Source organism: Sphingomonas sp. dw_22, from assembly GCF_018449795.1.
Taxonomy (GTDB): Bacteria; Pseudomonadota; Alphaproteobacteria; order Sphingomonadales; family Sphingomonadaceae; genus Sphingomonas.
Window position 1 is genome coordinate 32,665 of the sequence record NZ_JAAVVE010000011.1, and the last position, 21,066, is coordinate 53,730.

General features: G+C 67.7%; 16 protein-coding genes. 3 read left to right on the forward strand and 13 right to left on the reverse strand.

The genetic code is table 11. The annotated features are described in order from the left end of the window. Positions 1-31 precede the first annotated feature (31 nt). The 7 genes from HB724_RS07295 to HB724_RS07325 all read right to left on the reverse strand — a co-directional run bounded on the left by HB724_RS07295 (position 32) and on the right by HB724_RS07325 (position 11,982). Positions 32-4,249, reverse strand: a complete 4,218-nt coding sequence (locus HB724_RS07295; RefSeq protein ID WP_213980258.1) for a translocation/assembly module TamB domain-containing protein — start codon at positions 4,247-4,249, stop codon at positions 32-34. After that, entirely contained in the window at positions 4,249-6,411 is a 2,163-nt protein-coding gene (locus tag HB724_RS07300; protein WP_346344688.1) for a BamA/TamA family outer membrane protein, read from the reverse strand. Before HB724_RS07300 ends, HB724_RS07295 begins: the two co-directional genes overlap by 1 nt. 96 nt (positions 6,412-6,507) lie before the next feature. After that, positions 6,508-8,592 carry a malate synthase G gene (locus HB724_RS07305; RefSeq protein WP_213980259.1) on the reverse strand — a complete coding sequence of 695 codons (2,085 nt, stop codon included), beginning with the start codon at positions 8,590-8,592 and terminating at the stop codon, positions 6,508-6,510. A 73-nt stretch (positions 8,593-8,665) separates the two neighbouring features. Then, positions 8,666-9,127, reverse strand: a complete 462-nt coding sequence (locus HB724_RS07310) for a MarR family transcriptional regulator (RefSeq protein ID WP_213980260.1) — start codon at positions 9,125-9,127, stop codon at positions 8,666-8,668. Between the two features lie 382 nt (positions 9,128-9,509). Then, positions 9,510-10,919 carry a coniferyl aldehyde dehydrogenase gene (locus tag HB724_RS07315; protein ID WP_213980261.1) on the reverse strand — a complete coding sequence of 470 codons (1,410 nt, stop codon included), beginning with the start codon at positions 10,917-10,919 and terminating at the stop codon, positions 9,510-9,512. Next, positions 10,920-11,732: an A24 family peptidase gene (locus tag HB724_RS07320; RefSeq protein WP_213980262.1), complete on the reverse strand. Its 813-nt coding sequence runs from the start codon at positions 11,730-11,732 to the stop codon at positions 10,920-10,922. Further along, the gene (locus HB724_RS07325) at positions 11,722-11,982 is read right to left on the reverse strand and encodes a hypothetical protein (protein ID WP_218625112.1); all 261 of its coding nucleotides are present in this window, start codon (positions 11,980-11,982) and stop codon (positions 11,722-11,724) included. Before HB724_RS07325 ends, HB724_RS07320 begins: the two co-directional genes overlap by 11 nt. Before the next feature lie 88 nt (positions 11,983-12,070). On the opposite strand from HB724_RS07325, the gene HB724_RS07330 reads away from it, so the two are divergent. Beyond that, complete coding sequence (locus HB724_RS07330) at positions 12,071-13,258, forward strand: acetyl-CoA C-acyltransferase (RefSeq protein WP_213980263.1); 1,188 nt, start codon at positions 12,071-12,073, stop codon at positions 13,256-13,258. Between the two features lie 185 nt (positions 13,259-13,443). On the opposite strand, the gene HB724_RS07335 is transcribed toward HB724_RS07330, so the two are convergent. Beyond that, positions 13,444-14,190, reverse strand: coding sequence for a glucose 1-dehydrogenase (locus HB724_RS07335; protein ID WP_213980264.1), 747 nt, complete (start codon positions 14,188-14,190; stop codon positions 13,444-13,446). Positions 14,191-14,304: 114 nt separating this feature from the next. On the opposite strand from HB724_RS07335, the gene HB724_RS07340 reads away from it, so the two are divergent. After that, complete coding sequence (locus tag HB724_RS07340; protein WP_213980265.1) at positions 14,305-14,640, forward strand: helix-turn-helix domain-containing protein; 336 nt, start codon at positions 14,305-14,307, stop codon at positions 14,638-14,640. 169 nt (positions 14,641-14,809) lie between these two features. Here the strand turns inward: HB724_RS07340 and HB724_RS07345 are convergent, their stop codons facing one another. Beyond that, the gene (locus tag HB724_RS07345; RefSeq protein WP_213980266.1) at positions 14,810-15,286 is read right to left on the reverse strand and encodes an SH3 domain-containing protein; all 477 of its coding nucleotides are present in this window, start codon (positions 15,284-15,286) and stop codon (positions 14,810-14,812) included. A gap of 90 nt (positions 15,287-15,376) precedes the next feature. Between HB724_RS07345 and HB724_RS07350 the strand changes: the two genes are divergently transcribed. Then, positions 15,377-16,375 (forward strand): D-glycerate dehydrogenase, encoded by a 999-nt coding sequence (locus HB724_RS07350; RefSeq protein WP_213980267.1) that lies wholly within the window; start codon positions 15,377-15,379, stop codon positions 16,373-16,375. Here the strand turns inward: HB724_RS07350 and HB724_RS07355 are convergent. The 4 genes from HB724_RS07355 to HB724_RS07370 form a co-directional block, all read right to left on the reverse strand. Further along, the gene (locus HB724_RS07355) at positions 16,372-16,911 is read right to left on the reverse strand and encodes a YetF domain-containing protein (RefSeq protein WP_213980268.1); all 540 of its coding nucleotides are present in this window, start codon (positions 16,909-16,911) and stop codon (positions 16,372-16,374) included. The genes HB724_RS07350 and HB724_RS07355 overlap by 4 nt on opposite strands. Then, the gene (locus HB724_RS07360; protein WP_213980269.1) at positions 16,908-18,311 is read right to left on the reverse strand and encodes a nitronate monooxygenase; all 1,404 of its coding nucleotides are present in this window, start codon (positions 18,309-18,311) and stop codon (positions 16,908-16,910) included. Before HB724_RS07360 ends, HB724_RS07355 begins: the two co-directional genes overlap by 4 nt. A gap of 65 nt (positions 18,312-18,376) precedes the next feature. After that, on the reverse strand, positions 18,377-19,510 hold the full coding sequence (locus HB724_RS07365) for a glycosyltransferase (RefSeq protein WP_213980270.1): 1,134 nt from the start codon (positions 19,508-19,510) through the stop codon (positions 18,377-18,379). Between the two features lie 684 nt (positions 19,511-20,194). Continuing rightward, entirely contained in the window at positions 20,195-21,064 is an 870-nt protein-coding gene (locus HB724_RS07370; RefSeq protein WP_213980320.1) for an alpha/beta hydrolase, read from the reverse strand. Between the last annotated feature and the right edge of the window lie 2 nt (positions 21,065-21,066).

Here is a 21,066-nt window from a genome sequence, read left to right on the forward strand (position 1 = left end):
CTTACACCAATGTAAGTAGAGCAGCCAGCCCTCAATAATCCCTGGAATAGCGCAGGCTCGCGCTCGATCCGCCGAACGATCCCATCTGCGAGAGCAGGCTCAGCGAGCGGGTGAGCGAGATTTCGAGCTGGGTCGCGGTGAAGCCCTGCGCGTCGGTGATGATCTCGACATAGATGTCGTTGGTTATGTACTTGCCCGCCGCCAGCGAGGTGCCGCGCCCGGTGGTGTCGTCGGCGCCCAGGATGCGCAGCCGGTCGATCCCCGTCGCGGACTTGAGCTGCCCCAGCGGATTGAGTCCCCCGCCCGACGCACGCAGCGAATTGAGCGCGGCGGCAAGCTGGATCGCCTCGGTCGCCGAGAGATTGGTGACGTTGGTCCCGAAGAACAGCCGCGACAGCACTTCCTCCTGCGGCAGGCTGGGCGTCGAGGTGAAGGCGATCTGGGGCTGCTGCGCGGTGCCATCGATGTTGAGGATCGCCGTCACGCCCTCGGCCGTGGTGTTGGCCGATATGTCGATGCTGGGGTTGGTCAGCGTCGATCCCTGGAAGCGGATGATGCCCCGGCTGATGTCGAAGCGGCGGCTGGCGAAGCTGTAGGTGCCGCGCACGATCTCCATGGTGCCGCGAATGTCGGGCGCGGTGGTGGTGCCGCCCACGGTGACCCGCGCGCTCCATTCCGATTCGAGCCCCATGCCCGATACGAAGAGCTGGTTGTCGGCGCGGACCTGAAGCGCCAGGTCGAAATTGCTGAACGCCCGGCGCGGCTTCGCCTGCGTCTCGCCGTTCGCCGCCATCTCGCTCTTGCGGCGCACGCCGGTCAGCTCGGGCACTTCGGCGGCACCCTGGCGGATGATCTCGTAATTCGCCTTGGGGATCGTCAGCCGCCCCTCGATCTTCTGCACCTGATCGTTCTTGGTGATCGTGATCTTGCCGGTCGCGGTGGCCCCCAGCGATTCGCTGCGCGCCAGCCGAGCATTGTCGAAGCTGGCGTTGATGAGCATCGGGAAGCCGTTCTCGGCCGACAGGCCCACCCGGCCCTGGGCAGTCACCGTCCCGTCGCCCGCCGTGGCGCTCGCCTGGTCGAGGATGAACGCGTCGTTCGAGAAGCGTCCGTCGATCTTCAGCTTCGTCAGCCGCGTGCCGAAATTCTCATTGTCATAGGTCAGGTTCTCGCCCCGCACCACGCCGGTCAGCACCGGTGCGCGCACCTGCCCGGCAAAGTCCGCGGCGATCCCGATCGGCCCGGTCAATTGCTGGTTCGAGAGTCCGGCGAGCGAGAAGGGCAAGGCCGCCGGCCCATTATAGCGGATGCCCCCCGAAAGCGGCGCGGCGAGCAGCCGCTGGTTCCAGCTTCCCGCCGCCGGCCCCAGCGGCCGCAGCGTCGCCACCATCCGCCCGATCGTCGCCCCGCCGCGCTTGATGAGCGCCCGCGCGTCGCCGCCATCGGGCAGCAGCTTGCCGACGAAGCTGATGTTCACCGGCGTCGAGACCGTCGCGAGGCTCGACCGGGTGAAATCGGCGATCTCCAGCCGCGCATCGGCGCTCGGGAAGGCGCTCGCGCTCGCCTGGGCGAAGTCGAGGCTGCCGGAGGCGCTGCCGCCGATGCCGATATCGGGCACGAAGCCGTTGACCACCGCCAGGTCGAGCTTGTCGAGCCGTACCTGCAGCGCCATGCCGTCGCCATAGCTCCCGGCGATCCGCGCGCTGCCCTGGTCGAAATCGAGCTGGGTCGGCAGCAGATGATAGCTCCCGTCCCGGATCGCGATCCGCGCAGGGTTCACGGTGTGGAAGTTGATCCCGCTCCCCTGCCCCTTGAGCGCGACCAGCCATTGCTCGGGCGAGAGCTTCGCATTCGCCGCGATCTGGAACGGCACCCCGGTCGATCCCGTCGCCACCGCCTGGGCAGTGCCGTTGCCGCCCCGATAGTCGATCTTCGCCCGCGCAGTCTTCAGCACGAAACGGCCGCTGCGCAGGTTGGCGATCTGGGCGTCGGCCAGGATCTGCGGCGTATCGGCCAGGACGATGCTCGCGGTGACCAGCGCCCGCCCGATCGTCAGCCCCGCATCGCCGGGGATGACCGCGTTCAGCGCGGTGGCCTTCAGGTCGGCGCGCTGCACATCGCCCTGCGCCGCCAGCTCGGCGCTGCCGGTCACGCCCGATCCCTGGAAGCTCAGCCGCCCCGCGAACGGCCCCGCCGCCGTCTGCTGGAGCTGCCCGGCGATATCCATGCCCGCAAAGCGCGCGGCCTGGATGTCGAGCGCCAGCGCCTCACCCGTCCGCACCAGCACGTTGGCGCTGAACGGCCCGTAATTCGTCCCGCCCGTCGCCTCCACGGCATAGGCATTGCCCTGCCCGCGCACGCGCGCCTCGAGATCGACCAGCCCGACGCCCAGCCCCGGCCGCGGCGCGCGCAGCAGCACCTGCGGCGCGTTGAGCGTCCCCGTCACCCGCGCCGTCAGCGGGCCGTATTGGTTGGATTCCGCATCGGCGTCGATCAGGATCGGCCCCGCCGGATCGTACCGCCCCGAGCCCCGGATGATCCGGAACTCCGGCGCCTTCATCCGAAGGTCGCTCACCGCCACGATCCCGCGCGGATCGAGCGCCACGCGCGCCGAAGCCACCGCATTGCCGCCCAGGAATTTCCGCGCGCCGTCGCTGAATATCCTGCGGCTCTCGCCCGCGATCGTGCCCTTGATCCCCCAGCCGCCGCCCGGCGCCGCATAGAGCTGCGCGTCGGTCCTCAGATCGACCACGCCGACGCCGTTGATGACGTAATCGTTCACCCGCCCCTTGAGCGCGCCGGTATAGCGCCCCTTGGCGACGTCGGCGGCGATGATCGCGGTCGCATCGACGCGATCGGACTTGAGCTTCAGATTGTCGGACAGGATCCGGCTGCCCGAAATGGCGAGATCGCCGTTGAGCGTCAGGTTGGTCACCAGCCCGCCCACTGCGGCGTTGAGTCCGGAAACGCGCGCCGCGCGCGCCTTCACCGGCACCAGGATATGATCGGCATCCACCCGCGCCCGCCCTTCGGCATAGAGCTGCTCGGCCACCGTCTCGCCAAAGCCGATCGCCGCCGCCTGCACCTTGTAATCCACCACCGGCGTCGCGAACGGCCCGTTGAGCACCAGCGCGGCCCGCACCGATCGCCCGCTGAGGTTCGGCGCGATCGCCCCCGGCGTCAGCAGCATCGCCTCGACGCGCAGGTTGCCGAACCGGTTGTTGCCGAGATCGACCAGCCCGGTCCCCTCCACCGACAGCGCTTTCGAGCGGAGCTTGAGCGTCCCGTCCGCCTTGCGGTCGCTCCACTTGGCGTCCAGCGCCACATCGAGCTGCGGCGCCGCCAGCCGCTCGACCGGCTCCTTCATGTAGAGCCCCGGATGGGTCGGCCCGCGCACCTGGAAACGCCCGTCCTGCGCGAGGATGGTCAGGTTGGCGAGTTCCTTCCCGCCCAGCGTCCCCTGCGCCCGGCCGCGCCAGTTCTTCCAGTTGCCCTTGCCATCCACGTTCAGCGTCAGCGGCGCATCGATGCGGGCCAGCCCCGCCACCAGCCCCTTGGCGGGCGCATCGAGCTTCAGGTCGATATCCAGCCTGTCGCGATCCGGCACCGCGTCGAGCCTGAGCGCCAGCCGGTCGCCCCCCGCCACGCCCGGCGCGACGATCGTGGCAGCATCCGCCACGATCCGCGCCCGCCCGTCGGAGAGATGCGCGCTGCCGCTCAGCCGGGCGATATGCCGCTGGCCGTCCACCGCCGGGTCGATGTCGATCCGCGCCACGGCGAGCCGCGCGATGTCGAGGTTGATGTCGGGCAGGATCGGCGCATTGGGATCGCCGGAGGACTTCAGCTCCGGCAGCCGCATCAGCCGCACCTCGGGGCTCGCCAGGTTGCGGATGTCGATCCGGTTCCTCAGATAGCTGAACGGCCGCCAGTCGAGCGCGATCTCGCGCGACGTGGCGAACACGCCCTTGGGGTCGCGCGCCTGCACGTCGTGCAGCACCATCGCGCCATAGAGCGACCCGTCGATCCGCCCGACGCGGATGTTGAGCCCCGAAGCCAGCGTCAGGTCGCTGATCTTCTGCGCCACGAAGCGCCGCCCCGGATCGGTGTTGAGCGCGATCACCGCCGCCGCGATCAGCACCGCCACCGTGACGACCGCGATCGCCGCCCATTTGATGATGCGCTGCCACAGCGGCGGCCGGGCGCGGACCGTCTCCACCGGCGCCTCGGCCTCGGGGGTTTCGCCTTCCATCAGAAAGCCTGCCCGATCGAGATGTAGAGCGAGATCTTCGATTCGCCCGGCTTGCGCGCGATCGGCGTCGCCACATCGACGCGGATCGGCCCGAAATTGGTGTAGAGCCGCCCGCCGATGCCCGCGCCGAAGCGCAGATTCTGCCCGGTCGGATAAATGCCCTCATAGACCTGACCGGCATCGACGAACGGCACGATGCCGTAATTGCCGAAGCGATAGCGCGCCTCCAGCGCGAACTCGTTGACCGATCGCCCGCCCACCGGCCGCCCGTCGGGCGAACGGGGCCCAAGCTCCTGATAGCCGAACCCGCGCACCGATCCGCCGCCGCCCGCATAATAGCGCCGCGAGGGCGGCAGGTCGTTACGCGCCACGCCCGCAATCGATCCCGCCCGCGCCCGCCCGGCGATCACGATATTGCCCGTCACCGGATAATAGGCCGTCCCCTCCAGCATGAACCGCTCATAGGGCCGCGCGGAGACGCGCACCGACATTTCCGGGCTCACATTGGCCTTAATCCGGAAACCCCGGGTCGGATTGAGCAGGTTGTCGGTGCTGTCATAGCCGCCATACATCGGCAGCGCCGCGATCAGCCAGGTGCCGCGATCGCGCCCGCCGGTGTTGAAATTATACCGGTCCTCGTTCGATCCGACGAGCTCGACGCCGTAATAATAGGTCCAGCGCTTCTGCCAGATCGGCGTCGAATCGCGCGACATGCGCGCGGAGAGCGACCCGGTATAGGATTCGAACGCAGCATAATCCTGGTGGTTGAGCGAAGCCGACATCTGGAAGGTCCGGTCGCGCAGCCCCGCGTTCGAGCGGCGGAACGTGCCGGTCACCCCCTGTTCCTGCGTCCCCAGCACGCCGCTGCCGATCAGCGCGCCTTCGGGCGGGAACAAATTGCGGTGCGTCCAGCTTCCCTCCAGCCGGATGCCCTGGCCGGTGCTGTAGCCCAGTTCGGCGGCGATCGTCCGCGGCCGCCCCGCCACCTGCCTGACCAGCAGGTCGACCACCTCGGTTCCGTCGGCTCCGGCCTGCCCGGTCTTCTGCGGCTCCACCGAAATGGTCGAGAACAGGCTTGTCGCGATCAGCGCCTCGCGCAGGTCGTCCACCTGGCGGGCGTCATAGATCGCGCCCGGCTTGTAGCGCCGGAGCAGCTCGATATGGTCGGCCTCGAATACCCGGCGCCGCCCTTCGGTGACGATCTTGCCGAAGCGCGCCCGCGGCCCCAGCGTCACCGGCAGCGTATAATCGCCGATATGGGTTTCCTCATCGAGCAATATGTCGCGCTCGCCCAGCGTGACGAACGGATAGCCCTGTTGCGGCAGGCGCAGGCTCACATTGGCCTCGGCGCCCTGCACGCGATCCGCCTGGATCGGATCGCCCGGGTTCAGGTTCAGCTCGCGGTCGAGCAGCCCGGGCGGCACGGTCGGATCGCTGACGATCGTGATCGTCCCCAGCCGATAGACCGTGCCCGGCGTGGCGGCGATCGTCGCGCGGACATTGCCCGAATTCTTGGGGTTCTGCTCGATCGTCGAGATCGCGGTGCCGTCATAATAGCCGAGCGACTGCATCAGCCGCACCGCCAGCTTCTCGTCCTCGCGCGCCCGCGCCGAGACCATCGCGGCGTTGACCGCCTTGCCGTCGCCATTCTCCAGCGACGAAAGCGCGCGGAACCGGTCCTCCAGCCGCACCTTCTCCAGCCCCTCGACCACGGTCGTATAGCGGATCGTCGGAGCCTTCTCATCGGCGTCGTCGCTCCTGGCAGGCTCGACCTTGAACTCGGCAAGCGGCTGGAGCGGCTCGGCGAACTCGGGCGCTTCGGCGGCGGCCGGCGCGAAATCCTGCTCGATCTGCCGAGACACTTCCGGCACCGTGGGCACGGCCGAGGGCGCCGGTGCGGCCGGCTGCGCCTGGAAATCCTGCATAGGCTCCAGCGGCGCGTTGATGTCGTCGCTCAGCTTGGGAAGCGCCGCCTCGAATTCGGCATCGGGAACGATCGGCTCCTGCTGCTGCGGCGAGACCGTCGGCACCGGATCGGGAAGCGCCGGCGCCGGGGCGCCCTGGCCGGGCTTCGGATCGGAAATCTGCGCATGCGCGACCGCCGGCAGGGCCGCAGTCCCCGCCAGCGCAGCAATCCAGACCCCCCTTACGCCTTTGCGCACACGCTTCCTCCGGGAGCCGCAATACCCACAGCCCTCACGCAAGCGTAACGACCAAATTCCCTTTTGGCTCCGCCTGCAATCGATCTCCCAACAAAATCAGGCACTAAGCGCCTTCACCTTGGCGCGGAACCGGTGCAGCAGCGGCTCGGTATAGCCGTTGGGCTGGGTCAGCCCTTCGAACACCAGCGCCCGCGCCGCCTGGAAGGCCAGGCTGGTCGCCGCATTCCCCGCCATCGGCCGGTAGAGCGGATCGCCCGCATTCTGCGCGTCCACCTTCGCCGCCATCCGCTCGAACGCGGCGTCGATCTCCCCGGCGCTCGCCACGCCGTGGAGCAGCCAGTTCGCCATGTGCTGCGACGAGATGCGCAGCGTCGCACGGTCCTCCATCAGGCCCACATCATGGATGTCGGGCACCTTGGAACAGCCCACGCCCTGATCGATCCAGCGCACGACATAGCCCAGGATCCCCTGCGCATTGTTGTCGAGCTCGCGCGCGATCTCCTCGGCGCTCCAGTTGCGCCCCGGCGCCACCGGCACGGTCAGCAGATCGTCCAGCGAAGGCACGCCGCGCGCGATCTCCTCCTGCCGCCTGAACACATCGACCTGATGATAATGCATCGCGTGCAGCGTCGCCGCCGTGGGGCTCGGCACCCAGGCGGTGGTCGCACCGCTCAGCGGATGCGCGATCTTCTGCTCGATCATGTCGGCCATCCGGTCGGGTGCCGCCCACATGCCCTTGCCGATCTGCGCCTTGCCCGAGAAACCGCAATCGAGCCCGATCCGCACGTTGCGCGCCTCATAGGCGGCGATCCAGCGCGACGATTTCATCTCGCCCTTGGGCACCATCGGCCCGGCGCGCATGCTGGTGTGGATCTCGTCGCCGGTGCGATCGAGGAAGCCGGTGTTGATGAAGAAGATCCGGTCCTTCACCGCATGGATGCACGCCGCGAGATTGGCCGAGGTCCGCCGCTCCTCGTCCATCATCCCGATCTTGACCGTGCCGCGCCCAAGCCCGAGCAGATCCTCGACCGCGTCGAACAGCCGATTCGCGAACGCCGCCTCGTCCGGCCCGTGCATCTTGGGCTTCACGATATAGACCGAGCCCGCCCGGCTGTTGCGGAACGTGCCCAGCCCGCGCAGGTCGTAGAGCGCGATCAGGCTGGTCACGATCGCATCCAGAATCCCCTCGGGCGCCTCGCTCCCGTCCGCCAGCAGCACCGCCGGCGTCGTCATCAAATGCCCGACATTGCGAATCAATAGCAGCGCCCGGCCCGGCAGAACCCGATCGGAACCGAGCGGCACCGCGAAGCTGCGATCCGCCGCCAGCCGCCGCGTCAGCATCTTGCCGCCCTTGTCGAAGCTCTCCTCCAGGTCGCCCCGCATCAGCCCCAGCCAATTGGAATAGGCCGCAACCTTGTCCTCGGCATCGACCGCCGCGATCGAATCCTCCAGGTCGACGATCGTCGTGAGCGCCGCCTCCAGCACGACATCGGCGATCCCCGCCGGATCGTTCCGCCCGATCGGATGCGCCCGGTCGATCACCACTTCGACATGCAGCCCGTGATGGCGGAACAGCAGCGATTCGCCGCGATGCCCCACGAACTGGCCGGGATCGGAAAGCGGCAGGTCGCCCCCGGCGAAATCGGCCCAGAACATCCCTTCAAGCGGCACCGCCATGTCAAGAAACGCCTTGGCCCGCGCGATCACCGCGCTCCCACGCTCCGCATCATATCCACCCGGACTGGCGACGCCGGGCAGCGCGTCGGTGCCATACAGCGCGTCGTACAGGCTCCCCCAGCGCGCATTGGCCGCGTTGAGCACGAACCGCGCATTGAGCACCGGCACCACGAGCTGCGGCCCTGCCATGTGCGCGATCTCGTCATCGACATCGGCCGTGCCGATCTCGAACGGCGCCGGCTCGTCCACCAGATAGCCGATCCCGCGCAGCCAGCCCTCGTCCGCCGCCTCGCCGCCTTCCAGCCGCGCATCGATCAGGGCCTGGAGCGAATCCCGCCGCGCCAGCAGCGTGCGATTCTCCGGCGCGAATCGGGCGAAGATATCCGCCGCGCCCGTCCAGAACCCGCCGGCATCGATCCCCAGCCCCGGCAATACCCGCTCCTCGACAAAGCGCGCGAGCGGCTCGGCGATCTTCAGTCCGGCGCGGTCGGTATAAGCGGTCATGAATCCTCCTGGCTTTGTGATCGATAGCCTGGGGAGGGCGTATTCGCGATTAGAGCGGCCGAGGCAACGGGGATCAACCCTCGTCGAGCGCGCCCGCCGCCGCTTCCAGCCGTTCGAGCATCGCGCCGAGCTGGTCGCGTTCCGCCTGCGAGAAGCCCGCGAAGATGCGCCGCTCCAGCTCGATCGCCTTGGGCGCGACCTGCTCGTAGAGCGCCCAGCCCGCCTTGCTGAGCGTCAGCAGATGCGAGCGCTGGTCCTCGGGATTGGCGGTACGCGCGATCAGCCCGCGATCGGCCAGCGCGATCGCGGCGCGGCTCACCGTCACCTTGTCCATCCGCGTCCGCCCGCACAAGGCCTGCTGGCTCATCGCCCCGCCCTCGGCGAGCACCGCTACCAGCCGCCATTCGGGGATGCGCAGGCCGAACAGCGTGCGATACGCCGTCGCCACCGCGTCCGACACCGCATTGGACGCGATCGACAGGCGATAGGGCAGGAATGCGTCGAGCTTCAGCGTCGCGGGCTGCTTGGTAGACATGACCTCACCTCTTCCCCACCCGCCGCATTTTGCAAGTGACAACGTTGTAGGATTGCAATTCTTGCACTGATACCGGTAACACTACGCACTTGCAGCAAGAGCCGCCGCGTTGCACAAAGATCGGGCCTTTCAGGCATCCTCTCCTAAAACTTTCCAAAGGCCGCCCCTCGGGGCGGCCTCTTTTTTTGTCGTTATCATACCGGCTCCTGCGAAATCGCTGGAAATGTAGGATTTGGCCTGCGACTCTCCACCGGCTCTTTCTCATCGTCGGTTTCTGCAAAGGCTGCCTTCTTCTCGCCAGGGCAGGCTCCAAAGCGTCTCGATCGGGCCCCCAGGTTTTTTCGCAATACTGGTGTCAACCGTGTCAACCTGGGCCGGTCGCTTATCCCTTCATCTGGCGGCGGATCGTCGCCCAGGTCGCCTTGCCATAGGGCGGCTTCATCCCCGCCAGCTTCGCCACATCGAGTCGCGACTGCTTGAAGACGCTGCGCGCATGGCTGAAGGTGCGGAAACCCGCCTCGCCATGATAGGCGCCCATTCCCGACGGCCCGATCCCGCCGAACGGCAATTCTTCCTGGCCGACATGGAAGATCACGTCGTCCAGCGTCACCCCGCCGGAGATCGTCCGGTCCAGCACGCGCCGTCGCTCCCCGGCATCGCTCCCGAAATGATAGAGCGCCAGCGGCCGATCGCGCCGGTTGACCTCGCCGATCGCCGCATCGATATCGCGATAGCTGCGCACCGGCAGCACCGGGCCGAAAATCTCCTCCTGCATCACTTTCATCTCGTCGGTCGGGTTGCGGACGATGTGGAGCGGCATCTTGCGCGCATTGGACGCGCCGAAATCCTCGTTCGCCGGATTGACCGCGATCACCTCCGCGCCCTTGGCCCGCGCATCCTCGATCCATTCGGTCAGCCGGGCATGATGCCGGTCGTTGATGATCGCGGTATAGTCGGGATTGTCGAGCAATGTCGGATACATGCGCGTCGCCGCGGCGGTCAGCCCCGCCACCACTTCGGCCTCCTTCTCCTCGGGCACCAGCATGTAATCGGGCGCGAGGCAGATCTGCCCGGCGTTCATCATCTTGCCCAGCGCCACCCGCTCGGTGGCCCGCGCGATGTCGGCCGATCGCCCGACCAGCACCGGAGACTTGCCGCCCAGCTCCAGCGTCACCGGCACCAGATTGTCCGCTGCGGCATGCAGGATATGCCGCCCGATCCCGGTAGCGCCGGTGAACAGCAGGTGATCGAACGGCAACTCGGAGAAAGCTTTGCCCATTTCCGCCCCGCCGCCGACGAACGCCAGTTCCTCGGGCGCGAAATAGCGGCCCGCCAGTTCCTCGAACAGCGCCGCGACCACGGGCGTATATTCGCTGGTCTTCACCATCGCCCGGTTGCCCGCCGCGAGCACGCCCGCGAGCGGCCCCATCACCAGGTTCACCGGAAAATTCCACGGCGCGATCACGCCCACCACGCCCTTGGGCTGATATTCGATCCAGGCCCTGGCCCCGAGCAGGCCCAGCGGAAACAGGGTGGGCTTGCGCTCGGAGCGCGCCCAGCGCTCGACATGCTTCATCGCATGCCGGAGCGGCGCCACCGACGCGGCAATATCGGTAATCATCGATTGCTCGCGGCTGCGATGCCCGAAATCCTCGGAGAGCGCGTCGCAGAAGCGCTCGGCATTCTCCGCCACCATCGCGATCGCGCGCGCCAGCCGGTCCTTGCGCGTCGGAACCGAAACCGGAAGCTCGGCCATGAAGGCGGCCTGCTGGCGTTCGAGAAGTTCGCGCATCTATCGCTCCGCCGGAATCTCGACAGTCTGGCCGAAGTCCGGGCCGGGTTCCAGTGCCGCCATCGCCGACACCATCCACACCGCGAAGGCGGCCGCCGCGAGCATCGTCCCGAAAGGCAACCGATCGGTCGCCGCCGGCCTGCCTCTCCGCATCCAGAGCGCCAGCGCCAGCGCCACCGCCAGTCCGATCAGGCACGCTGCCAGCAGCACTAGCGGCAGCGCCCGCCAGCCCAGCCAAAGCCCGATCGCCCCGAACATCTTGGGGTCGCCCCCACCCAGCCCCCGCCGCCCGCGCAGCCGCAGATAGGCTTCGCTCACCAGCCACAGCACGCCGAACCCCGCCGCGCCGCCGATCAGCCGCTCCTCCAGCGGCACGCCGATCCCCGCCAGCCCAACGGCCACGCCCGCCACCGCCAATGCCCCCGTCAGCACATTGGGAAGCCAGAAGGCGGACAGGTCCAGCGCGGCCAATGCCAGCAACAGCCAGCCGAATGCCGCGCCCGCCGCCGCTTCCACGGGCGATGCCGCCAGCGCCGCCGTCACCCCGATCAGCAGGGCGATCAGCTCCACCAGCAAATGGCTCGGCCGGATCGCGGCGCCGCAGGCCCGGCACCGCCCGCGCTGGAGCACGAAGCTCAGCACCGGCACCAGCTCGTGCCCCCGCAGCGCCTTGCCGCACGCATCGCAGGCCGATCGCCCCTTCGAAACCGCCCGCCCCTCGGGCCAGCGGATCGCCAGCGTCGCGATGAAGCTGCCGAAGACCAGCCCCAGCACCCCCAGCAGCACCGGCATCCCCCAGGCCTCAACCGTCATGCCGCGGCGGCCGCTTGCGGATCAGATAGCGATAGACGCCGAAGCAGTTGATCCCGAACAGCACCATGTTCTGCGTCCATAGCGGTTCGTCCCTGGTCAGCAGCGCGCCGCTGATCCAGCAGATGCTGGAGCCCACGAACAGCGCGAATCCCCATCCCGTCACCCGCCGCCCCAGATCGAGCGAGACCATGAAGCACGCCGCGATCCCGCTGATCGATGCGGACCATTTGAGGATGTCGACCAGCGTCATGCACGAGCTTTCCTTGGAGGGGCGACGCGGCTTTTGCAAACCGGCCCCGGGGGCACTAGATCGCCCCCAACCAATGAGAGGATCGCTTATGTCCGCCGACGACGTCGTCATCGCCTCCTATGCCCGCACGCCGATGGGCAGCTTCCAGGGCGTCCTGACCGACGCGCCCGCCACTGAGCTCGGTGCCGCCGCCGTCGGTGCCGCGGTCCAGCGCGCCGGGCTCCAGGGCGAGGCGATCGAGCGCATCTATATGGGCTGCGTCCTCCCCGCCGGCCTGGGCCAGGCGCCCGCGCGCCAGGCGGCGCTCAAGGCCGGCCTGCCCAACCATATCGAGGCCACTACGGTGAACAAGATGTGCGGCTCCGGCATGCAGGCCGCGATCATGGCCGCCGATGCGCTCGCCGCCGGATCGGTCGACCTGCTCATCGCCGGCGGCATGGAGAGCATGACCAACGCGCCCTACCTCTCGCTGCGCCACCGCGCCGGCGCTCGCATCGGCCATGACGTGCTCAAGGACCATATGTATCTCGACGGGCTCGAGGACGCCTATGAGCCCGGCAAGCTGATGGGCAATTTCGCCGAGGAGGTCGCCCAGGAATATCAGTTCACCCGCCAGGCGCAGGACGAATTCGCGATTCAGTCGCTCCTGCGTGCGAAGAAAGCCCAGCAGTCCGGCGCCTTCGATCGCGAGATCGTCCCCGTCGAGGTCAAGGGCCGCAAGGGCGTGACCACCATCACTGCCGACGAGCAGCCCACCAAGGCCGATCCCGCCAAGATCCCCACGCTCAAGCCCGCCTTCGCCAAGGACGGCACGATCACCGCCGCCAATGCCTCCTCGATCTCGGACGGCGCCGCCGCGCTGGTGATGACCCGGCTCAGCATCGCGGAGAAGCTCGGCCTCACCCCCGTCGCCCGCATCGTCGCCCACGCCGCCCACGCCCATGCTCCGTCGCGCTTCACCACCGCCCCGGTCTTCGCGATGAAGAAGGCGCTGGAAAAGGCGGGCTGGAGCACGACCGACGTCGACCTCTACGAAGTCAACGAAGCGTTCGCCTGCGTCGCGATGATCGCGATGAAGGAGCTGGGCCTCAGCCACGACGTCATCAACGTGAACGGCGGCGCGTGCGCGCTCGGCCACCCGATCGGCGCCAGCGGCGCACGCATCCTCGCCACGCTCCTCTCGGCGCTGGAGACCAACGGCCAGAAGCGCGGCCTCGCCTCGCTCTGCATCGGCGGCGGCGAAGCCACCGCGATGGCGGTGGAGCTGCTGGATTAAAGGTCAACTGGAATCTTCCCCGGCGAAGGCCGGGGCCCAGTGTCGGCGAAGTCGAGGCGGCGGGATGCCGTCTCCAACGCGTCGCGACTGGGCCCCGGCCTTCGCCGGGGAAAGGATTCCAGCAGGTTGATCGGCCTCTAAAGCGGCGCGCGCCTATGAGGAGGACGCGCGCCGCTTCCCCAGGATCAGCGCAGGCCGCCGCTCGCGAGGAGATTCTCACCGGTCAGCCAGCGGGAATCGTCGGAAGCCAGGAACACCGCGACGGCAGCGATGTCGTCCGGCTGGCCCACCCGGCCGAGCGGAGTCTGGGCGATGAACCCAGTTTCAAGCTCGGAACCAACCACGCCCGCAGCATGGGTGCCCTCGGTTTCCACCACGCCGGGCCTGATGGCGTTCACGCGAATCTTGCGAGGGCCGAGTTCGTTGGCGAGCACGCCCGTGATGGCATCCACCGCGCCCTTGGTGCCGGTATAGACCGCGGATTGGGGCATCAGGACGCTGGTCACCGCCGAGGAGATGTTGATGATGCTGCCGCCCTCGCCCAGATGCCTGGACGCCGCCTTGGTGGTGAGCAGCACGCCCAGCACGTTGATGTCGAACATCCGGCGATAATCCTCCTCGGTCACCGCTTCGATCGGCGCGAAGGCATAGACGCCGGAATTGTTGACCAGCACGTCCAGCCGGCCGAAGTTCTGCACGGCGGCCTCGATCACGCCCTCCGCCTGGTCGGCCTTGGAGACGTCGCCCTGCACCGCGACGGCCTTGCCGCCGGCTTCGGTGATGGCCTGGACCACCGCGTCCGCCCCGGCCTTGCTCGATGCGTAATTGACCACCACCGCGGCGCCTTCCGCCGCGAGCGCCTTGGCAATGCCGGCGCCGATGCCCTTGGAAGCCCCGGTGACCACCGCTACCTTGCCTGCGAGTTTCGACATGATTGCATTTCCCTAATGACGGCTGGGCCGGCCGCCGGGATGGCGCGCCTTAGTCCAGTAGTTCTGGAAATCGGAACTGTTGAACCAAGCATCAAGTCCCCCTAGATAAATTTCATGCGCCCCCTGCTTCATCCCTCGGTGGAAGACCTGCGACCGGAAGCGATTCTCCATGCGCTGTCCGATCCCGTGCGCGCGGAGATCTTCGCGCAGATCGCCGGCCAAGGCTGCGTGCAGAACTGCTCGACCTTCTCGCATGTCGGCGACCGGGACATTCCGAAGTCTTCATTGTCCCAGCATTTCAAGGTGTTGCGTGAGTCTGGTCTGATCCGTTCCGAACGGCAAGGCGTGGAGATGCGCAACACGTCACGCTGCGGCGAGGTGGATGAGCGATTCCCCGGCCTGGTCGCCGCGATCCTGAACGCCTATTCCTGCGATGCCGCGTTGAAATAGGTCTGAACCAAAATCCCCTCGTCACCCCGGCCGAAGTGCCGGGGTCCACCGGGAGGCTGGGAGAGCCGCTCGAAGCTTGAGGGGCTCGTTCGCGGCGAAGTGGACCCCGGCACTTCGGCCGGGGTGACGGATTAAAGGCTACGGCAATGCCCCTTCAGCAGCGCCCGCCTCAGCGCACGGTCTCGCCCGGCTCGGTCCCCCAGATGCGCGACTGGTCGACATAGCCGCCGCGCCCGCCCACATCGAACCAGCACCAGCCGCTCGCGCAACGCTTGATCGTCCCCACCACGCCCGGCTCCGCACGCCAGTTCACCCGCGCGCTGGCATCGGGCGCGGCGCGCATCTCGACGATCGTGCCCGCCACCATCGCGGTACGCGCGTCATCGAGCAGGCCCGACAGCATCCAGCCCTGGGTGCCGTCCGGATCCTCGACCTTGCGCCACTCGCCATAGATGTCGACCACCTTCACCGGCAGCCCCTTGCGCTTGTAGAGCCAGCTCGCCGGATAGTTGCGCCCCGGCCCGGCGCGCATCAGCGCCTTGTTGGACTTGAGCGACAGGAAATAGGGCAGCTTGCGCTGCGCCCAGGCAGGCGCCGTCGCCGCGAGCACCGCCGCGCCCGCCACCAGCCACACCCAAGTCCGCATGCGTCCCCCGTTCATTTCCGATATGTATCCCGAGCATTGCACCAGCTTCAACCGTTGACTGGCGCTCCCGCGCCCGCCAATCCGGTCCGGATGGCACAGGCCCTTCGCCCTTCCCGCCCCCGGGTGACGATCACCCGCGCGCTTCCGCAGGCGATCGAAGCGCGCATGGCCGAATTGTTCGACGCTGTCATCAGGACAGACGACCGGCCGATGGACCAGGCCGCGCTCGCCGCCGCGATGGCAGATACCGACGTGTTCGTCCCCACCGTGACCGACCGGATCGATGCCGAGCTGATCCACGCCGCGCCCGAACGCCTCCGCCTCATCGCCAATTACGGCAACGGCATCGGCCATATCGACCTCAAGGCCGCGCGCGAACGCGGCATCGTCGTCACCAACACCCCGGGCGTCCTGACCGAGGATACCGCCGACATGGCGATGGCGCTGATCCTCGCCGCCCCGCGCCGGCTGGTCGAGGGCGACAAGCTGCTGCGCTCCGGCCAATGGACCGGCTGGTCCCCCACCGGCATGCGCGGCCACCGCATCGGCGGCAGGAAGCTCGGCATCCTCGGCCTCGGCCGCATCGGCCAGGCGGTGGCGATGCGCGCCCGCGCCTTCGGCCTCCAGATCCATTATCACGGCCGCCACCGCGTCCCCGAAGTGCTGGAGGCGCAACTGGGCGCGACCTTCCACGCCGATCTCGACGCGATGCTCGCCGCGATCGACATATTGACGATCCACACGCCGCACACCGCGACCACCGCCGGGTTGATCGACGCCCGCCGGCTCGATCTGCTCGGCCCCGACGGCTGGCTCATCAACACCGCGCGCGGCGAGATCATCGATCCCGAGGCGCTGGTGACGGCGCTCGTCACCGGCCGCATCGCCGGCGCCGGGCTTGATGTCTATGTGAACGAGCCGGCGGTCGACCCGCGCCTGATCGCGCTGGAGAACGTCGTCCTGCTCCCCCATCTCGGCTCCGCCACCTTCGAGGGCCGCGAGGCAATGGGGCTGAAGGTCATCGCCAACATCCGCTCCTGGTCCGACGGCCATCGCCCGCCCGATCAGGTGCTGGAGGGATGGCTCTAGGCGCCGTCCTGCTTCGCCTTCTCGACGAAGCTCAGCCTGCCGTTGCGCTCGATGCGGACCATCGCGATCCGATCGAGCGAGTCATAGCCGCGCTCGCGCAGATCCTCCTCCAGGTCGTGCATCGTCAGATGCTCGTCGCGCATGGCGGCATGGTCGATCACCCCGTCGCACACCAGCACGCGGTTGCGCCCCTTCACCAGTGCGCCGATCGCACGGGAGTGCATCGCCCCGAGCGAGAACAGCCAGTGCAGCGCGATCAGCGTCGCCATCGCCGCGAGCGACGGCAGGATCGGCGAGCCGCCGACGATCGCCCGCGCCGCGATCGAGCCGATCACGATCGCGATCACCACATCGAACGGCGTGCCGCGCCCCAGGAAACGCTTCTTGCCCAGCCGGATCAGCGCCAGCGTGGCGACATAGAGCAACGCCGCCCGCGCGGCCGCCTGCCCCATATCGATATGCGCGGTGCCGCTGCTCAGGCCCAGCAGGGCGGCCCAGGCATCGTTCCAGTTCATGCCGCCGGGCGCAGGGTTCAATCGCCCGTCAGGATGCGATCGACGAGCTGCTTCACGGTCGGCACGAACCCGTTCGAATAGAAGGGATCGCGCTTGAAATTATAGGCGCCGTGCCCCGCGAACATCAGGTTCTGCTCGACATCGCCGCCATGGGCGATGTCCTGCAGCGTCTTCTGGATGCAGAAGCTGCGCGGATCGGCGAGCCGGCCGGTCGAGTTGGTCTCGCTGTCCGCCCAGGACGAGAACTGGCACTGGCTGAGGCAGCCCATGCAATCGGCCTGGTCCTTGCGGATGATCGCCTGTTCCTCGGGCGTGACGAAGACGAGCGTGTTGTCCGGCGTCTTGAGCGCGCTGGTGAAGCCCTCGCCGAACCACTGGCGCGCGCGCAGCAGGTCGTTGCGCGTCACCCAGAAATTCTTGCCCTTCACGCCCACGTCGAGCTGGAAGATGTGATCCCCGGCATGCTCGGTCGAATAGGCGATCTGCCGCTCGGATCGCGCTTCCAGGTTGCGCAGGAACGGATTGCGGACAGCGGACGAATAGAAGCCCGTCGGCGAGAAGCGATGCAGCAGCACCTCGCCTTCCTCAATATTGGTCAGCCGCGCCTTCCACTCCTCGGGAATCGGGCTTTCCCGGGTCAGCAGCGGCCGCGTCCCGAACTGGAACGCGATCTTGCCGAGCTCGGGATTGTCGATCCAGTCGTTCCAGTCGCGCAGATACCAGACGCCGCCGGCCATCACGATCGGCACATCGTCCGAAACGCCGCCCTCGCGCATCATCGCGCGCAGTTCCTTGACGCGCGGATAGGGATCCTGCGGCTGCAGCGGATCTTCGGCATTGGACAGGCCGTTATGCCCGCCGGCCAGCCAGGGATCCTCATAGACCACCGCTGCCAGCCATTCGCTCGCCTTGGAATAGGCGCGCTTCCACAGCGCCCGGAAGGCGCGGCCGGAGCTCACGATCGGCAGGTAATTGACGTTGTACGACGCCGCGATCTCGCTGAGCTTGTAGGGCATGCCCGCGCCGCAGGTGACGCCCGCCACCATGCCGCGCGTCCGCTCCAGCACGCCGTGCAGCACGCGCTGCGCGCCGCCCATCTCCCACAGCACGTTGATGTTGATCGCGCCCTTCCCGCCGGCGATCTCGAACGCCTTCTTCACCTGCTGGACGGCGCCCTCGATCGCATACTGGACCAGCTCCTCATGCCGCTCGCGGCGCGTGAGCGCGCGATAGATCTGCGGGACGATCTTCCCCTCGGCATCGTAGCTGTCGGCATTCACCGCGCTCACCGTGCCGATGCCGCCCGCGGCGGCCCAGGCGCCGGCGCTGGCATGATTGGTGGCAGCCACGCCCTTCCCACCCTCGACCAATGGCCAGACCTCGCGGCCGTTATAGTTGATGGGAGAAAGACCCTTGAACAACGATACCTCCAGAAAAATTCCGCGCGACGCTAGCCGGAAGCGTCGCTACAAGCGAGTGGCAATCGTCAGCCGAGCACGCCCGGCCGGCCCATCGCCTCGCCATAAAGCCGCGCATAGGCCGCGACCATGTCTGCCTCATCGAACAACGCGCGGGCACGTTCCCGGTTCGCCTGGCCGATGTGCCGCGCCCCGTCCGGGTGCTTGGCCAGCGTGTCGAGCCGGTCGCGGATCGCCACTTCGGTCCGCTCCGGCGCGAGATACATCTGATTGATCTCGGATACCATCGCCGGAATGTCCCCCACCCGTGGCGCCACCACCGGCAGCCCGGCCGCCATCGCCTCGATCACCGAGATCGGCGCCTGCTCGCTCCTGGACGAAAGCGCGAAGATATCGAACAGCCCCATGTAACGATGTGGCTCGGGCAGGAATCCCGGCAGGATCACCTGGTCCTCGATCGCCATCGCCTCGGCCGCATCTAGGATCGCCTGGCGCTCCGGCCCCTCCCCGATGATGACGAGCTTGAACCGCGCGCTCATCCCCGCCGCCGCGCGCACCAGCATCGGCAGATCCTTGACCGGGCGCAGCCCCGCCAGGCAGCCGATGAACATCTCCCCAGGCCGCCGCTTCTGGAGCTCGGGGATCAGCGAGGGATCGGGCTTCTGCGCATAGAGCGCGGTCGGCACGCCGTTAGCGATGCGCCGGATCCGCTCGGGCGGCTGCTTCCAATGCTTGAGCGCCACCCGCTCGAGCACCGCAGACGGCACCACCAGCGCATGGGCGGCAGGCAGCGCGATCCGGCGATACATGTTGCGCACCGGGTTCAGCCGCTCGGCCTCGTCGGCGTTGAAGCCGTCCTCGTGATGGATGACCGGCGGCAGTCCCTTGCCGAACACCCGCGCCGCCATCACCCCGTCGATCGCGCCCCAATTATAGGTCAGCACCAGGTCGAAGCGCCGCATGAACCGCGCGATCGCCTCATAGCGCCTGACCGAGGGCTTGCCGGAGAGCGGCGGCGGATCGAGCGCGATCTCGTACTTGATCCCTTTGGCGATATAGTCCCGCGCGCCGAGCTGGTCGGGCATCGCCGAGACGATCATATGCCGCGCCCTGTCGCCGAACGCATTCATCAGCCGCACGGCGCGCGCTTCCTTGCCGCCCAGCGCGAAGGTGGAGTGGAGGTGAAGGACGTGGATCGACATGGAGGCGCGACTTAGCTCTCTCTTGCGCCTGCGTCACCCGGTGATGGAAGCGACCCCATTCTGCGCTGGGACAGGTCGGATCGAGCGGGGGAAAGAGATGCAGAAAGATTTTCGTGTGATCACGTGCGCTGCGATGGCCTGTTGCGCCACGCTGCCTGTCACAGCGCAAACCAGTGCGGCAGCCACGCGCGAATGCCCGATCGCCGCGACAAGAAACATCGGCAAATTGCAGGCTTTACTTAGCCGCCGCGCCGTCGAAATCGTCGAGCGGGCAAGCACTTCCAGTTGGAATTGCGATACCCATCTGCGCGCGCTGCTTGCTCCCGAGGCCGAGTTCGATCTGGGCTCGGGCGACGTCGGGCGCCCCATGGGCACCGGTCCTGCGGGCGCCCATGCACTCGCTACCGGAATGAAGGCAGATTCGTTCCGCTTTCTCAGCTGGAGCAGCATTCCGATGGAAATCGAGGGAATTGCGGGCATCGGTTGCAATGTAGGATTTGACCTGCAACCCTCTGCGGGCTCTTTCTCATCGCGAATATTATCCAGCCACGAGCGGCCTCGCGCGCGGGGAACCGGTGGCTCCAGGGTATCCTGGCTACCGCCCGAGCGGCAAAATTCGGGAAGGAATGTTTTTCCGCATAGCGGGTGTCAACTGTGTCAACCTAACGGCGCTTTTAACCCGGCTCAGGACGCCACTTTCGCCAGCAATCGCGCGATCCCCGCGACCGCTTCCGGCTCGTCGAGCGTCGGCGCATGGCCCACGCCCGGCACCGTCACCAGCTCCGCGCCCGGCACCCGCGCGATCATCTTCTCCGCCGTCGCGGCGCTCAGGATATCCGAACGCTCACCGCGCACCACCAGCAGCGGATGCCCGCCCAGCGCGTCGATCGTCGGCCACATGTCCGGCCCGGCCTCGTTGCCCGGCACACGGAAGGGCTCGGCGATTTTCATGTCGTAATCGAGCACGATCCGCCCCGAGCTGTTCACCCGGTAGAGGTGCTTCGCCATGCGCAGCCAGTCCTCGATCCCGTAATCGGGATAGACGTCGCCATTGCTCTCAGCCACCGATCGGGCGGCGTGCATCCAGGTCGGGTGCCACACCGACTTGCCGACATAGGTGCGGATCCGCGCCAGCCCCGCCGGATCGAGCTCGGGGCCGACATCGTTCAGCACCACGCCCGCCAGCCTGCCGCCGTCGGTAGCCGCCAGCAGCATCGTCACGATCCCGCCCAGCGACGTCCCCACCGCGACGAACTTCGCGATCCCCAGCTCGGCCAGCAGCGCCTCGACATCCTGGAGATAGACCAGAGGCACATAGGTCATCGGATCCTTGGCATATCCGCTCTCGCCGCGCCCGCGGAACTCGACGCAGATCACCCGCCAGTCGCCCGCCAGCCGCTCGGCCAGCACCTCGTAATCGCGCGCGTTGCGGGTCAGCCCCGGAAAGCAGATCAGCGGCGGCTTGTCCGCCGGCCCCGCATAATCGCGATAATGCAGCCGCAGGCCGTCCTTGGACCACCAATAGCCGTTCGAATAGTTGCGCCGCTCGCCCATTG